At 61.7% G+C, this 15,507-nt stretch carries 14 protein-coding genes; 13 read left to right on the forward strand and 1 reads right to left on the reverse strand.

The window, feature by feature from the left end; translation table 11 throughout:
* Positions 1 to 81: 81 nt before the first annotated feature.
* Positions 82 to 1,065 (reverse strand): zinc-ribbon domain-containing protein, encoded by a 984-nt coding sequence (locus DXB86_RS02750; protein WP_117635606.1) that lies wholly within the window; start codon positions 1,063 to 1,065, stop codon positions 82 to 84.
* A 240-nt stretch (positions 1,066 to 1,305) separates the two neighbouring features.
* Between DXB86_RS02750 and tmk the strand changes: the two genes are divergently transcribed.
* The 13 genes from tmk (at position 1,306) to DXB86_RS02815 (ending at position 15,155) form a co-directional block, all read left to right on the forward strand.
* The gene (tmk, locus tag DXB86_RS02755; protein WP_117736068.1) at positions 1,306 to 1,989 is read left to right on the forward strand and encodes a dTMP kinase; all 684 of its coding nucleotides are present in this window, start codon (positions 1,306 to 1,308) and stop codon (positions 1,987 to 1,989) included.
* 1 nt (position 1,990) lies between these two features.
* A complete protein-coding gene (locus tag DXB86_RS02760) occupies positions 1,991 to 3,118 on the forward strand; it encodes an ATP-binding protein (RefSeq protein WP_117736069.1) in 1,128 nt (375 codons plus the stop codon).
* Positions 3,109 to 4,809, forward strand: a complete 1,701-nt coding sequence (locus tag DXB86_RS02765) for a regulatory iron-sulfur-containing complex subunit RicT (protein ID WP_117736070.1) — start codon at positions 3,109 to 3,111, stop codon at positions 4,807 to 4,809. The genes DXB86_RS02760 and DXB86_RS02765 overlap by 10 nt, the downstream gene beginning before the upstream one ends.
* A gap of 102 nt (positions 4,810 to 4,911) precedes the next feature.
* On the forward strand, positions 4,912 to 5,718 hold the full coding sequence (locus DXB86_RS02770) for a ComF family protein (protein ID WP_233504125.1): 807 nt from the start codon (positions 4,912 to 4,914) through the stop codon (positions 5,716 to 5,718).
* Positions 5,719 to 5,729: 11 nt separating this feature from the next.
* Positions 5,730 to 6,839, forward strand: a complete 1,110-nt coding sequence (locus tag DXB86_RS02775; RefSeq protein WP_117736072.1) for a hypothetical protein — start codon at positions 5,730 to 5,732, stop codon at positions 6,837 to 6,839.
* Positions 6,840 to 7,572: 733 nt separating this feature from the next.
* Entirely contained in the window at positions 7,573 to 8,598 is a 1,026-nt protein-coding gene (locus tag DXB86_RS02780; protein WP_233504131.1) for an ABC transporter substrate-binding protein, read from the forward strand.
* A gap of 317 nt (positions 8,599 to 8,915) precedes the next feature.
* Positions 8,916 to 9,500, forward strand: coding sequence for a ribosome hibernation-promoting factor, HPF/YfiA family (gene hpf / locus DXB86_RS02785; protein WP_035137685.1), 585 nt, complete (start codon positions 8,916 to 8,918; stop codon positions 9,498 to 9,500).
* An 80-nt stretch (positions 9,501 to 9,580) separates the two neighbouring features.
* The gene (locus DXB86_RS02790; RefSeq protein ID WP_117736074.1) at positions 9,581 to 10,534 is read left to right on the forward strand and encodes a DegV family protein; all 954 of its coding nucleotides are present in this window, start codon (positions 9,581 to 9,583) and stop codon (positions 10,532 to 10,534) included.
* A gap of 92 nt (positions 10,535 to 10,626) precedes the next feature.
* Positions 10,627 to 11,706 carry an NAD(P)-dependent oxidoreductase gene (locus DXB86_RS02795; RefSeq protein WP_117736075.1) on the forward strand — a complete coding sequence of 360 codons (1,080 nt, stop codon included), beginning with the start codon at positions 10,627 to 10,629 and terminating at the stop codon, positions 11,704 to 11,706.
* Between the two features lie 5 nt (positions 11,707 to 11,711).
* Positions 11,712 to 12,140, forward strand: coding sequence for a hypothetical protein (locus DXB86_RS02800; RefSeq protein WP_055310425.1), 429 nt, complete (start codon positions 11,712 to 11,714; stop codon positions 12,138 to 12,140).
* 15 nt (positions 12,141 to 12,155) lie between these two features.
* Positions 12,156 to 12,854, forward strand: a complete 699-nt coding sequence (locus DXB86_RS02805; RefSeq protein ID WP_117736076.1) for a HEAT repeat domain-containing protein — start codon at positions 12,156 to 12,158, stop codon at positions 12,852 to 12,854.
* A gap of 6 nt (positions 12,855 to 12,860) precedes the next feature.
* On the forward strand, positions 12,861 to 13,946 hold the full coding sequence (locus DXB86_RS02810) for an isocitrate/isopropylmalate dehydrogenase family protein (protein WP_117736077.1): 1,086 nt from the start codon (positions 12,861 to 12,863) through the stop codon (positions 13,944 to 13,946).
* 126 nt (positions 13,947 to 14,072) lie between these two features.
* Entirely contained in the window at positions 14,073 to 15,155 is a 1,083-nt protein-coding gene (locus tag DXB86_RS02815) for a hypothetical protein (RefSeq protein ID WP_117736078.1), read from the forward strand.
* The last annotated feature ends 352 nt before the right edge of the window (positions 15,156 to 15,507 follow it).

A 15,507-nucleotide genomic window follows, 5' to 3' on the forward strand; every position in this document is an offset into this window, starting at 1 on the left:
TTTGACCGGCAGTTAGGGACGTTCCTTTTCTGCCGGCAGTTTAGGAACGTCCCTAACTGCAGGCTCGGGAACGACAAAGCGCTAGTTCACCTCGACAGGCTTGGCGCCGGGATAGCGCTCCTCAAAGTCTAGGCGGTACTTATTGTCATTGGTGCCCGCCACGTTGTCGCGCGACAGCGGCGCCACGATCTCATTCTTGTGGTCCGCAGGCTTGGCGTATTTCAGGCTGATCTCCCAGGCATCACAGATTGCGTCAATGCGGTGATCCAGGTCGTCGTACAGGGCGATGATGTCCTTCCAGGAGCTGTAGTTCTTGGAGCTCGTCGGGACGTCCAGGTCCTCGACGATGTCGTAATACTGCTCGATGGTGTCCTCCGTGCGCTCGGCGACGTCGGCGAGATTTTGACGGGTGGTTCGATCCTCTTCCAGATAGTTGCCGTTGAAGTTCTGCGCGCAGCCACGGACCTGGCTGTCGAGATCTTCGAGCAGGTCGTAGTATTCGCTCAGGCGACGGTAGAGGTTCTGCTCGGAGAGCGTTGCTTCGCCGCCATCCTCGTCGTCATCGTCATCATCGTCGTACAGGCTGTTGGGATCGCCGAGAGGCTTTAGGTCATCGTCGTCGACGTCATGGTGCAGCTTAGCTACCGCGGCAGTCGTCTGCGTGGCGGCGTTGTCGAAAGGCTTGATCACAAAGAAAACGACCAGGGCGATGATGATCGCCACCAGCACAACAATAACGGCGATAAGCGGCCCGGTGCCGCTCTTTTTGGGAGCGGGGGTCTGTGGCGAAGCGGGCGCGTATGCGGGAGCCGGCTGCTGTTGGGGCGAGCCGCTCGCGACGGGTATGCGCTGCGTGGTCTCGACGGCCTCGGTCCTTGCGGCAGGGTCGGGGCTATAGGCGAGGGAGTCATCCGCCTTGGCTTGCGGCGTATCAAGGGAGCCGGTCTGCTCAAAAGCGGGCTGGCTATCGCTTGCGGCTGTTTGCTCAACGGGTGCACCGCATGAGGTGCAGAACTTGGCATCATCTGCAAGAAGCTTGCCGCACGAGGCGCAATACCGAGACATTGCCACTCCTTTCGCCACATTTCAATGCAATACGACGATTATACCCAGCATCCAAAATTCCCCATCATAAGTTGCGGTGAAATAGGGACTGTTTGGCGGTCTCAGAGCTTCAATCAGTCCCTATTTCACCGCAACTTTGGAAAGGCGCCTTTAGCCATTGGGGACGCGCCGAGCACTGGGGTATCATGGCTTGGTTGCTATAACTCGCATTTACGCGCCTTGTAGGAAGGGGCTGCGCCCATGGCTTTTGAGCCCGCTCAACATAGCTTTATCACGCTCGAGGGCGTCGATGGCGCCGGCAAGTCCACGCAGGCGCGCTTGCTTGCCCGCGCGCTCGAACTCGCTGGCCACCAGGTTGTGAGCCTGCGCGAGCCGGGCGGTACCGCCATCAGCGAAAAGATCCGTGCTCTGCTGCTCGACCCCGCCAATACAGCGATGGGCGACACCTGCGAGTTGTTGCTCTACGAGGCGGCACGCGCTCAGTTGGTGCACGAGGTCATCGCGCCCGCCCTTGCTGCCGGCAGGGTGGTCCTGTGCGACCGCTTCTACGATTCCACAACCTGCTATCAGGCATTTGCCGACGGCCTTGATCGCCAGATGGTGCGAGATGCCAACAACCTGGCCGTCGCGGGTACGCACCCGGCGCTCACACTCGTCTACCACATCACGCCCGAGCAGGCGGCGCTGCGCATGGCGGCCCGTGGTGCGGCAGATCGCATGGAGGCAAAGGGCATGGCATTCCAAGAGCGTGTCTACCAGGGCTTTTGCGCAATTGCCGCCGAGGAGCCAAACCGCGTAAAGCTCATCGACGCCACCGCGACCATCGAGGAAGTCTTCGAGAAGACGGTCGAGCAGGTTCGTGCCTACGGCCTCGATATTTCCCAGGACGCCGTCGCCGCCGCGCTTGCCCAGGAGGCCGAGTAGCATGGCCCCCGCGCAGACAAGCTTGCTCGCCAAGCTCGATACCCAAGAGCGCGTGCGCGACTTTTTGACCAACGCCGTCGCCAGCGGTCGCGCATCGCACGCCTACCTGTTTTTGGGCGCGCCCGGCGCGGGCAAGCTCGACGCCGCGTGGGCGCTCGCCCAAGCCTTCCTGTGCGAGCAGGACGGCTGCGGCGCATGCGACAGCTGCGTGCGCGTCGCGCGCCATACGCATCCCGACGTGCACTATTACACGCCCGAGAGCGCCACGGGCTACCTCATCGCCCAGACCCGCGAACTACTCGACGACGTGCCCCTGGCGTCCATCCGTGCCAAGGCCAAGGTCTACATCATCGACCGTGCCGAGCAGCTGCGCGCCAACACCGCCAACGCGCTGCTCAAAACACTCGAGGAGCCGCCTGAGGGCGTCATGTTCATCTTGCTGGGCACCTCGGCAGACGTGATGTTGCCCACCATCGTGAGCCGCTGCCAGTGCGTGCCGTTTCGGCTGGTGTCGCCCGCCGTGGCCGCGCGTGCCGTGAGTCGCGCCACCGGCCAGGACCCTGCGCGTTGCCGCATAGCCGTCGCCGTAGCGGGAAGCCCCACGCGTGGCATCGAGTTCCTCAAGAGCGCCGAGCGCCAGGATGCTCGCCGCCAGATGGTCCGTGCCATCGATTCGCTCATCGCCGCCGACGAGGCCGACGTGCTCAGCCGCGCCAAGTCGCTCATCGTCGCCGTTAAGGCGCCGCTCGCCGAGGTCAAGTCCACGCAGGAAAAGGTGCTCGAGCAAAACGCCGATTACCTGTCGCGTGGAGCATTGAAGCAGCTTGAGGACCGCAACAAGCGCGAACTCAACGCGCGCGAGCGTTCGGGTATCATGGAAGCGCTGGCGAGCGCGCGGACGCTTATGCGCGACGTGCTGCTGACGCTTCAGGACGAGGCAGCCGACGTAGTGAACGAGGACGTGCGCGACACGATCGGGCGGCTTGCCGCCGCGACCAATGTTGCGGGTGCCACGCGGGCGCTCGAGGCAGTCGCGACCGCCGAGCGCAACATTGCCAGAAACGTTACTCCTCAGCTGGCCATCGAGGTCATGCTGTTCGATATCAGGAAGGCACTGAAATGCCGTTAGTCGTACCCGTTAAGTTTACCTACGCCTCGCGCGACCTGTGGTTCGATCCGCAGGATTTGGATATCCTCGAGGCCGATTATGCCATTTGCTCCACCGAGCGCGGAACCGAGATCGGCCTGGTCACGGCCGATCCCTTCGAGGTGCCGCAAGACGAGATCGGTCAGCCGCTCAAGCCCGTGCTGCGCGTGGCGAGCGACATCGACCTGCAGCTTGCCGACGACCTGGCCATCCAGGGCGACGAGGCCATGGTCGACTTCCGCCGCCTGGTCAAGGAGCTCGACCTCGAGATGAAGCCGGTCGGCGTCGAGTACCTGTTTGGCGGCGAGAAGGCCGTGTTCTACTTTGCGGCCGAGGAGCGCGTCGATTTTCGTCAGCTCGTCAAGGACCTGTCCTCGACGCTGCACATTCGCGTCGACATGCGCCAGATCGGCGTGCGTGACGAGACCCGCCTGGTGGGCGGCTATGCCCAATGCGGACAGGAGCTCTGCTGCACGCGCTTTGGCGGACAGTTTGAGCCCGTCTCGATCCGCATGGCAAAAGAGCAGGACCTGCCGCTCAACTCGTCCAAAATCAGCGGCGTGTGCGGCCGCCTGATGTGCTGCCTGCGCTATGAGTTCGAGGCCTACAAGGACTTTAAGAGCCGTGCGCCCAAAAAGAAGACGCTCATCGATACGCCGCTCGGCAAGGCGCGTATCCAGGAATATGACACGCCGCGCGAGCAGCTGGTGTTGCGTCTGGAGAACGGCAAGGTCTTTAAGGTCAACTTGGCCGATATGACGTGCTCTGAGGGCTGCAAAAAGAAGGCCGCCGAGCAGGGCTGTAACTGCCGCCCCGACTGCGTGACGCGTGACGTGCTCGAGCGCATCGAGTCGCCCGAGATGCGCCTGGCGCTTATGGAGCTCGACCGCGAGAACGGCGTCGACGTGGGCGATGGCCTGTCGAGCGCCGACCGTCTGGCGGGGACGACGATGCCCAAGCGCCGCCGTCGCGATGCGGACGCCGATACCCGTGCCGGTCAGGGTCAGGGCGAGGGTCGTGGCCGCGGAAAGGGCCGTGGCAATGCCGCAACGCCTGAGGCCGAGGAGGCCGCCGGTGGCCGTCGTCGTCGCAAGCGCGCGGGCTCGGGTGATGCTACCGAGGCTGCAGCCGCGGGCAAGAACGCCTCTCGCGAGCGCGAGGTTCAGCAACCCCAGCAGCAGAATCGCGGCGGTGGCATGAACCCCACACGTCGCCGCCGCCGTCATCTGTCGAGCGAGGAGCGCGAGGACGCCTTCCGCGCCGCAGCTGCTCGCGAGGCCGGTGCCGCTTCCAAGGGTCCCTCGGCCTCCGATGCGCCTGTCGACAAGGGCGGCAAGTCACGTGGCGAGGAGGAGCGCGCGCCGCGTCCGCGCCGTCGCCATTCCTCGGGCGCGCAGCAGAAGCCTTCAGTGCCCTCCGTGGCCGATCAGGTCTCGGATGGCGAGGTCAAGGTCACACGTCGTCGCCCTGGAGATGGCGGAGGGGCGGCTGCCAAGGCCGCGCGCGGCGCTGCTCGCGACGAACGCGAGTCGCGCGAAGATCGTGGTGGCGAGGGTTCGGCCGACCAGGGCCAGAAGCGCCGTCGCCGTCGTCGTTCCCGCAAGCCGCGTCAAGATGGTGGCGAGGGTTCGACCCCGTCTTCGTCTGCACCACAACCGCCTACCGGCGAATAACGCCCGCGAGCGGATTTAACCTGCCTGACCCCAAACGCGTCGGGGTACCATAGCGCTGAATCAACAACCCTCCCTGCGACCGAGCGTAGGGAGGGTTGTGTCGTGAAGAGACATTTGAATGTGTTGGGATGCCTGCAAGGTGCCGGCATTCTGCCGTTTGCGGACGAATTGCTACCGTTTGCCGAGCGGGCGGCGCACGAGGCGCTTGAGGCGTTGTCGCCCACGCGATGCGCCGGCTGCGAGCGCTCCGGCGCGCTTATTTGCCAAGACTGCTTGGCGGCGCTTGCGCTCATCGACCCGCGGCATAGCTGCACTCGATGCGGCGCCCCGTTTGGAGACTTGCTGTGCACCGAGTGCTCGGTCGAGGGTTCGTCCTCGGCGATGGCCGAAGCACTCGACCGGTGCCTGGCATGTGCCGTTTACGCGCATCCGCTGCCGCGGATCATTAAAGCGTACAAAGACGCGGGCGAGCGACGCCTGGCGCCGTATCTGGCAGAGCTGCTATACGACACCGCCTTACATGCCCAGGTCGCGGCGCCCGAACGCTTAGGCGGTGTGTTGTCCGGCGCCGATGCAGTGGTGTTTGTGCCCGCGACGGCGGCGGCGTTTCGGCGACGCGGCTTCGATCATATGGAGGCCATCGCGCGCCCATTTTGCGAGCTGTCGGGTGTTCCGTTGCTCGATGCCCTCGTTAAGTACGGCCATGGCGACCAGCGTGAACTCGGCCGTGAAGAACGCCGTGAACGCGCCCGAGGCATGTACGAGACCGTTGAGGACGTGCGGGGCCGCCGCCTGCTGCTTATCGACGACGTTATCACCACGGGTGCGACGATGGCGGCAGCTTCGGCGGAACTCAAGCGCGCCGGTGCCGCGGCCGTTGATGGCCTCGCTCTCGCACGCGTTTGGTAGGGGTGATTCATGTGGCGGTAACAATCAGGCAATGCAACAAGCCGACAAAAGAGCAGCTAGCCGCTTCCGTGATCCTGACGGGTGCCTCGGCGTTGCGTATGATTCGAGCCGAGCGCCGGCAGATGGGCTGCATCGGCTGGAAGGACCTTGAGCCCGATGAGGAGCGCCGCGTGCTGTGTGCGTCATCGCCTTCGACCGAGGATATCTATCTTCCCGACCTGGTGCGAATTGGAGCCAAAAGCGGCGAGGTGCAAGAAGATCTGTGCTTGCTGGTGGGATCTGCGGCGCAGCGCCGCCGCATTCCTGGCGTGGGCTGGTCCGTGTGTTCCGGGTTGCCTGCCGGCTCGATTCTAGAGGTGGAACCGGGGGTGTACAGCCTATCTCCCGAGGCCCTTTGTGTTGCCGTCGCCCGCGAGGTCGGCTGTATCCAGGCGTTTGCCCTGGCCCAGGAACTGTGTTCTAAGATTTCACTGAGCGATCGCGGGAAGTATCTGCCTCCCTACACCTCGTCTGTTGCGAATAGACTTGCAAAGGACAAGGACCAACCGGCAGACGTGGGCTACTTTGAAGTCTCGCCGGTGCTGACACCCGATCGCCTGGCAGATTACCTTGCGGCATGCAAGGGGAATGTGGCCAAACAATTGCAGCGTCTGTGTCCCTATCTGTCAGAAAACCTGCGCTCGCCCATGGAGTGCATCATGCTCGCCCTGTTTTCACTACCGTTTTCCTATGGCGGATTTGCCTGCGGTCCTTTTAAGACCGACTACAAGATCGAGTTCGATGACCGCGCGCAGGCAATCTCAAGGATGCCGCATGCAATTTGCGATGCGTATCAGGAAACAGCCCGGTTTGACCTTGAATACAACGGTGAGCTGGGCCATTCCTCCCGGAAGGGACGTATCCATGATGAAAAACGCAACACGGGCTTGATTACTATGGGAATCGAGGTCGCGACGGTCAACAACGAAATGCTCTGTGACATGGAAGCGATGGAAGTGCTCGCATGGCGCATCCACCAGCGCATGCGAAAGCGGTACCGGAATCGTGTCGATGCCCGCAGGAAGAAGCAAGAGGCGTTGCTTAACGCGCTGCGGGCGTGTTTTGGGCTTAAGCCGGTCTAATTCACGTCGAAAATAGGGGGTTAATCATATGCCCTGGCCAAAATATGGCAAATATGAGTACTGTCACTAAATCAGTAACAGCAAAATCAAGGAATATAGGACTCGGAGGCGTCATAAAGTAAGAAGATAATAAACAAATGTAGAATAACTAAGCATCAGGTTGGCGACACTGAGCGCATAATCTGTCCGAGAGGCCAAAAATGCCTGTTACTAAATTGGTGACAGTACTCATATTTGCCATTTTTTGGCCACAGCACCCTAGGAAGGGTGCCCCGGAGCTCCCCATAGGGGGAGCTCCGGGCTTCACAGGGGCACGAATAGCCCACTCCGACCTGCGAAATCTGTACTCGCGATGCGAATGACGCCCCTAACCTTAAACTATAGCTTGAACTTAGCTATAATGCGCTACGTTCCTACCAGGCTGTGGTTGCGGACGGACGAAATGCCCGTCCTAGTCCAAGACAGACGCGGTCAAAGGGATCCACGTAAGCGACCGCGTGCGCGCGGCGCGATCATGGCGCGTCCTAGATGTAAGCCGCACCGTCCGTTCTACTTTCTTTGGGGCAATACCGCCTCGCGGGCGAGCGGGCCAGTCGTGAAGGTGGCTGCGGCCTCCCGAGCAAACACCCCGGTGCGCAAGTGTGGGGTCAAATACCAGGTCAGCTGGTGGGAACAATCTGATATTCCGCGCAACGCACGGATCGTATACGACACAGAAGGCAGGGTAGTGGACATGGTGAGGGGCAGCTTGATGCACGCGGCTCGGTTAGGTGCTGGGACCGCAGCGGTCATCGCCGTTTTGGGCCTGAGCGGATGCGCGTTCAACCCGCTGTCTACGTTCACAACTCCCACGATCGACCAGATCGAGTACGAGACTGTCACGCCGGCGGTGTCGGACGATGCCCTGGTCACTCCCGGAACCCTGACGGTCGCCCTCGATACCTCCGATGCGCCGCAGGCCATGCAGGGCGCTGACGGCGAGCTCACGGGGTATGCAGTCGACGCTGCCCGCGCCCTCGCAAGCCGCATGGGCCTTAAGGTCGCCTTTGTCGATGCGTCCTCGGCAGGTTCCGCGCTCGGTGACAAAAAGGCTGATATCTTTATCGGCGAGATCAACTCCACGGATGGGGACGTTAGCTCGCTCGGCACGTGCCTGTACGATGCCGCTTCCGTGTTCGGTAAAACCAGCGATGGTGGGTCGCTGAGCGTTTCCACCGATACCCTTAACACGTCTACTCTGGGTATCCAGATGTCCTCGGCCTCGCAGGAGGCGCTTGCTAAGCAGAGCATCACCGCCAACCAAAAGACTTACTCCAACATCAACGAGTGCTTTGAGGCGCTCGAGTCCGGCGAGGTCGACTATGTGATCTGCGACTCCACGGCTGGCGGTTACCTTGCGCGCCTGATGAGCGAGATCTCCTATGTCGGTGCGCTCGAGGCGCCCTCGACGCTTGGTGTTGCAGGCCTTTCGTCCAATGACGAACTGTGTCGTGCCGTGAGCGATGCCCTCGACGGTATTACGGCCGACGGCACGCTCGAGGCGGTCCACTGCGTCTGGTACGGCACGATGCCCTACGACCTCACCACTAAGACGGTTTCGGGCGCTAACGTGCAGCCGGGCGACTCTGAGTCCAGCGAGACCACATCCTCCGGCAGCGAATCCTCCGATTCCAACAATGAGACCGCATCCTCCGAAGACAAATCGTCCAGCCAGGAAGACACCATCACCGACGACGACATTAACAAGCTTAATAGCTAGTTATTGCTAGGGGTGGCGTCTCCTATGCGCTAGGAGAGATGCCTCTTCACGGTTTCAACACGCACTGCCGGGCGTCCCCAATAGGGGAGCCCGGCTTTTTCATCTCTATAAAACCAGCAGGTCAAAGCCAATTTTCGGGACCAAATACAAAGTCGCCGGCTCCCTCCTATAGCGCACTTTGCCACGGAAAAGTGCGAGACTTCGGTATGCGGTATCAAGCAATCGTTATTCGGGTCTTTGGGAATCCGCGTGATTAAATGCACGGCAATGGGTACATAGCCAGTACAGTAAGTCCCCGAGGCAGATTGGAGCCACGTATGGATATCAAGGTTTCTGGACGCAAGACGACGGTAACCGATGCTCTGCGTGCGCATGTGGACGAGAAGATCGGCGAGGCGCTCAAGGTTTTCGATATCGAGCCCATGACAGTCGACGTCGTGCTTCGCTATGAGAAGAACCCCTCGAACCCCAACCCGGCAATCGTCGAGGTTACGGTTCGTGCCCGCGGTTCGGTGATTCGCGTTGCCGAGCACGGTGCAGATATGTACGCTGCCATCGACCTCTCCGCCGATAAGGTCACCCGCCAGCTGCGCAAGTTCAAGACCAAGGTCGTGGACAACCGCCAGGGCGGTGCCAGCGCAGCGGATGTCGCGCCGGTCGAGCGCGTCGAGGATCTGGCCGACCTGCTGCTGCCCGAGGAGGAGGACGACCTGCTCGTCCGCGAGAAGGTCATCGATGTCACCCCGATGACTGAGGAGCAGGCGCTGGTGCAGACCGATTTGCTCGGTCACGACTTCTACGTGTTCGAGAACGCGACGACTGGCCTCATCAATGTGGTGTATCACCGTAAGAATGGTGGATATGGCATCATCAAGCCCCGTATCGAAACACTTGACGAGTAAAATACGTTAACTTGCATGAGTTAACGGCCGGCGGTCATCCCATGCGGATGGCCGCCTTTTTTACGTAAGGAGTCGCTTTGATGGACAAGGCTGCATCTACCGGCCATTCTGACCGCTGCCGCATCGTCGTCGATACCTGCTGCGACTTTAGCCCCGAGGTTGCCGCGAACCTCGATGTCGATATCTTGGGCTTCCCCTTTATCATCGATGGCGAGGAACGCACGGACGATATCTGGTCGAGCATCAGCCCTAAGGAGTTCTACGACCGCATGCGCGCCGGCGCTCGCGTGTCTACCTCTGCCGTGTCGCTCGGTCGCTATATCGAGTTCTTTACCGAGTGCGCCAAAGAGGGCACGCCTACGGTCTACCTGTGCTTTACCTCGGCGCTGTCGTCGAGCTACAACTCCGCGTGCCAGGCGGCGGACGCCGTGCGCGCCGAGTATCCCGATTTTGAGCTGTACGTGGTCGACAACGCCCTGCCCTGTGCGACCGGCGAGCTCTTGGCGCTCGAGGCCGTGCGCCAGCGTTCGGCGGGACTGACCGCCAAGCAGCTGGTCGACTGGGCAAACGAGGCCAAGACCTATGTCCACGGTTACTTTACGCTCGAGAGCTTTGACGCGCTGGCTGCCGGCGGTCGCATTCCGCCCGCGGCGGCGCAACTCACGGCTAAGCTCGATGTCAAGCCCGAGCTCTCCTACGACCTGGCCGGCTCGCTGTCGCTGATCGGCGTCACCCGCGGCCGCAAGAAGGCGCTCAAGTCCATCCTCAAGTCGTTCCGTGAGAACTACGTGCCCGATCGCACTATGCCCATCGCCATCATGACGGCCGATGCCGAAAAGGACGGCGACTGGCTCGAGGCTGCCGTTCGCAAGGAGGAGGGCTGCGCCGACGTCACGATTATCCGTAGTTCCGTCGGTCCTACCATCGGCTCGCACGTGGGGCCCGGCATGGTGGCACTTGCGTTTTGGGGCAAGAACCGCGCCGAGAAAGCCTCGCTTTCCGACCGCATCGCGCGCCGTGTGCGCGGCGAGTAGACAGGCGCTACGACCACGGGCGCCTCGCAGCTCAAGCGCTGGCGCTGAGTATTCAACCTGGTAACAACACCCAACCCAAAAGGAAAGGTTTCATGGCAAACAAGCTCTCCGTCGCATTTATCGGCACCGGAATCATGGGTGCCCCCATCGCCGGCCACATCCTGGACGCCGGCTATCCCGTCACGGTCAACAACCGCACCAAGTCCAAGGCCGCAGCGCTCGTTGAGCGCGGCGCCGTCTGGGCCGATACGCCGGCAGATGCCGCGGCGAACGCCGACGTCGTCTTTACCATGGTGGGCTATCCCTCCGAGGTCGAGGAGCTCTACCTGGCGGGCGACGGCCTGCTCGCGTGCACCAAGCCCGGCGCGGTGCTGATCGACCTCACCACGAGCTCGCCCGAGCTGGCGCGTGACATTGCCGAGGCCGCCCAGGTTTCCGGCCGCATGGCGTTTGACTGCCCCGTCACCGGCGGCGAGTCGGGCGCTATCGCCGGCACGCTCACGGCTATCGTGGGCGCCACCGAGAACGACATCGCGCCGGTCCGCGATATCCTTGCCACCTTTGCGGCCAACATCTGCTGCTTCGATGGCGCCGGCAAGGGCCAGGCTGCCAAGCTCGCCAACCAGGTGTCGCTGGGCGCCTGCATGGTCGGCATGGCCGACGCCATGGCATTTGCCGAGCTGAGCGGCCTTGACCTGGAGAAGACCCGCCAGATGATCCTGGGCGGCACCGGCAAGTCCGGCGCCATGGAGAGCCTGGCCCCCAAGGCGCTCGACGGCGACTACAAGCCCGGCTTTATGGTCGAGCACTTCATTAAGGACCTGCGTCTGGCGCTCGCCTACGCCGATGACCGCGAGCTCGCGCTGCCCGGCGCCGACGTGGCCTTTACGCTCTACGACATGCTCGACGCCATCGGTGGTGCCAAGCTGGGTACCCAGGCCATCACGGTCCTCTACAAGGAGGAGGCCGACGCCATCGCCGCCGGTCTGGACTGGTCGCAGTATCGCCCCGAGGAGCACGGTGCCCACGAGGACGGCTGCGGTTGCGGCGAGCACGGCGACGAGCATGAGTGCGGTTGCGGCCACCATCACGGCGAGGACCACGAGTGCTGCGGCGGCCACGGCCATGATGACGGCCACGAGTGCTGCTGCGGCCACCATCACGAGGAGTAGCGCCCATGAGCTGGACGTTCGTGGTGCTTGCGCTGGTGCTCTTTCTCTTTGCGATCTACATCGGCTTTTTGTGCGGCCAGTGGGCGTGCGAAAAGCGCGTCATCACCAAGCGCGACTACTGGATCGCCAACTTTGCAGGAGCGGCGGCAGTCGTCCTGCTGACCTGGGTGTTCTCGCTGTTCCCGCTGGTGCAGTTTGCGCCGATCGGCTGGCTCGGCGGCTTTATCGCCGGTCTTAAGATGAGCTTTGGCGAGTCCGTCGGCCCGTGGCGCAAGCACGACGAGGTTTTTAACGTCAACAAGGCCCATCGAGCCGCCGCCGACGCGGGCGATGCCGAGGAACGCCGCCGTGCACGTCGCAATGGCGCGGCCGACCGACAGCTCATCTCGGTCACCGATGACAGCAAGGGTGCTGGCAAGCACGCCAAGAAATAAAAAGAAGAGGTAACTATGGCAGAAAACAAAGACGAACAGCTCACCGACGAGGAGCTGGCACAGCTCCAGCTGGCAGAGGAGAACGAGAACGCCGTCGATCGACTGGTCCAGGAGCTCGGCTGCCCCACGCGCCGCATCCGCCAGTTTGCCGCCCGCGTGCTGCACCTGCTTGCCGAGCGCGATCCGCAGCGCGTCGTGCCCTGCGTGCCCGCGTTGATCGAGGCGCTCGACCGCCCCGAGGCGCAGACCCGCTGGGAGGCCCTCGATGCCCTGACGGCGCTCGCCACCACCTGCCCCGAGCAGCTGGGCGATGCCTTTGAGGGCGCCGAGACCGCACTGTTCGACGAGATCTCTTCCACGCTGCGCTATGCCGCCTTCCGCCTGCTGTGCGTGTGGGGTGCCACGAGCGTCGAGCGTTCGCGCGAAGCTTGGCCCATCCTGGACGAGGCCATCCAGTGCTACCACGGCGACCTTGAGTATCGCGACATGCTCGGTTGCCTGTACGAGTTTTGCCAGGGCGAGATCGACGCCGAGGTTGCCGAGAAGCTTGCGCTGCGCCTTAAGTTCGATGCCGAGAACGGCAAGGGTAGCTATCTCAAAGCCCGTTCGAGCGAGATTTGCGAAATGCTTGTTAAACGCTTTGACTTGGATCTCTCCAAAAAGAAGAAGCGTGCTAGCGTTAAAAAATCTGACGACGCCGAAAACGAGGAGTAACAGATTATGGCGCACGATGTAGTCCTGATTCCCGGTGACGGTATCGGTCCCGAGATTACGCGGGCCATGCGCCGCGTGGTCGAGGCCGCCGGTGTCCAGATCAATTGGAACGTCCAGGAGGCCGGTGCCGGCGTCATGGACGAGTTTGGCACGCCGCTGCCCCAGCACGTGCTCGATGCGGTCGCCGAGACCAAGGTTGCCATCAAGGGTCCCATCACCACGCCGGTCGGCACGGGTTTCCGCAGCGTTAACGTCGCCCTGCGCAAGCATTTTGACCTGTACGCCTGCGTGCGCCCCTGCCTGTCGCAGCCGGGCGACGGCTCGCGCTTCCGCGACGTCGACCTGGTCATCGTGCGCGAGAACACCGAGGACCTCTACGCCGGCATCGAGTTCGATGAGGGCACTGCCGAGGTCGAGGAGCTCTCGCAGCTCGTTGAGCGCTCGGGCCAGAAGACCTTTGCCGCCGATTCCGCCATTTCAATTAAGCCCATCTCCATCGCCAAGAGCCGCCGTATTGTGGAGTACGCCTTTGAGTACGCCCGCCGCTGCGGCCGCAAAAAGGTGACGGCCGTGCATAAGGCCAACATCATGAAGGCGACCGACGGCCTGTTCCTGCGCGTGGCGCGCGAGGTGGCCGCCAACTATCCCGATATCGAGTTCAACGACAAGATCGTCGACGCTACCTGCATGGGCCTGGTTCAGAACCCCAACGACTTCGATGTCCTGGTGCTGCCCAACCTGTACGGCGACATCGTGAGCGACCTGTGCGCCGGCCTGGTGGGCGGCTTAGGGATGGCCCCCGGCTCCAACATCGGTGCCGACTGCGCCATTTTTGAGGCAACGCACGGCTCTGCGCCTGATATCGCTGGCCAGGATATCGCCAACCCCACGGCCGAGATCCTCTCTGCTGCGATGATGCTCGACCACCTGGGCGAGAACGATGCGGCCAACCGCATTCGCGCCGCCGTCTCTGCCACGCTCGACGAGGGCGAGCAGGTTACCGGCGACGTGCGTCGTGCCCAGACCGGCTCCGTTGAGGGCGCCGTGGGCACGCAGGCCTTTGCCGATGCCGTTATCGCGCACCTGGTCTAAGGTATGCACGCTGCAAACGCCTAAATAGTACTTAAGTGTTTGCGTATAACCTGAGAATCAATACGCCCGGCGCTCTGTCGGGCGTATTCTATTGCGGACTATGTTTCCTAACAAGGAGTAACTGATATGGGTCTGATTCAAAAGAAGGACGAGAAGGACGAGATCGACGGCATCCAGATCATCGAGCGCGGCGAAGGCCCCGACGGTGATGAGGACGAGAAGATCGACCTGGTCGCCGGCACGTCTGCCGAGCACATTGCTGCCGGCACGACCGCCGAGGAGGAGGACGCTCGCCTGGAGGCAAAGATCGCCGCGGACGCCGCCGACGAGAACCTCATGCCCGAGGAGCAAGACGAGGACGACTCCGACGCGGACGACCATGCATCCAAGCACAAGAAGACGATGATTGCCGCCTTTGTGGTCGCAGTCGTGATCGCTGCCGTGGTCGGCTTCTTTATTGGCAATGGCGGCTTTGGCGGCAAGGGTGTCGGTTCGTCGACCCTGACCGAGGACCAGCTCGATTCGACCGTGGCAAGCTATAGCTACAACGGCAAGAAGAGCGACATCACCGCGCGCGAGGCCATCGAGAGCCAGTACAGCTTGGATACCGTCAAGGATAGCGATGGTAACTACACGGCTCCTTCCGCCGACGTCATCCTGTCCTACGTGCGCAACAAGATCCTGCTCGATGCTGCCGAGGACGAGGGCATTACCGTCTCTTCTAAGGAGATGAAGAAGTACGCCGAGGATTCTATCGGCACTTCGGACTACGATACTATGGCCAAGCAGTATGGCGTCTCCAAGGACCAGGCCAAGCAGATCGTCCGCCAGTCCGCGACGCTGCAGAAGCTCTACAAGAAGAAGGTCGGCGACAGCTCCGCAAGCATGCCGACCGCTCCGACCGAGCCTGCTGACGGCAACGAGGAGACCGCGAGCAAGGACTACGCCGACTACATCATCAACCTTGCCGGCGACGAGTGGGATAGCTCGAAGGGCACCTGGAAGGACGAGAACGGCACCTATGCTAAGGCCTTCGCCGATGATGCCTTTACCGCCGATAGCGCCACCTATAAGCAGGCCATGACCGCCTATTACACTGCTTACCAGCAGTATTCTTCGCAGGCTTCGAGCGCCAGCTCCAAGTGGACCGAGTATGCCAACGCCCTGTACGCCAAGGCCAACATCAGCATCTACGGCCTGTTTGCGTAAGATTTGCCCGAGCTACCGAGCGCGAAGCTGATATATCTGATTAAGCCCGCTAGAACGACAACGTTCTAGCGGGCATTTTGTTACCGAAACCACTAGGATAGGACTTGCGCCCGTGCAAGTGCTTCATCGGGTATCCTCAATTCATTCGGGAAAACGGCCGTAAACGATTGCAAATAACCGGTGAACGGTCGAAAACTACCGTTCACCGATAATATCGAAACTGGTTCTTACTGGTATTAAGTCAAAAAGACCAATTCACAAATCTTCACAATGACCTGCAATTTTTCTACACGCCATTTTTAGCCACCCTGCGTTGTTTAGACACAGAAAAGGTTCCGATCTTTCGTCAAAG

The organism is Collinsella sp. OM06-18AC (genome assembly GCF_003438785.1).
Lineage (GTDB): Bacteria > Actinomycetota > Coriobacteriia > Coriobacteriales > Coriobacteriaceae > Collinsella.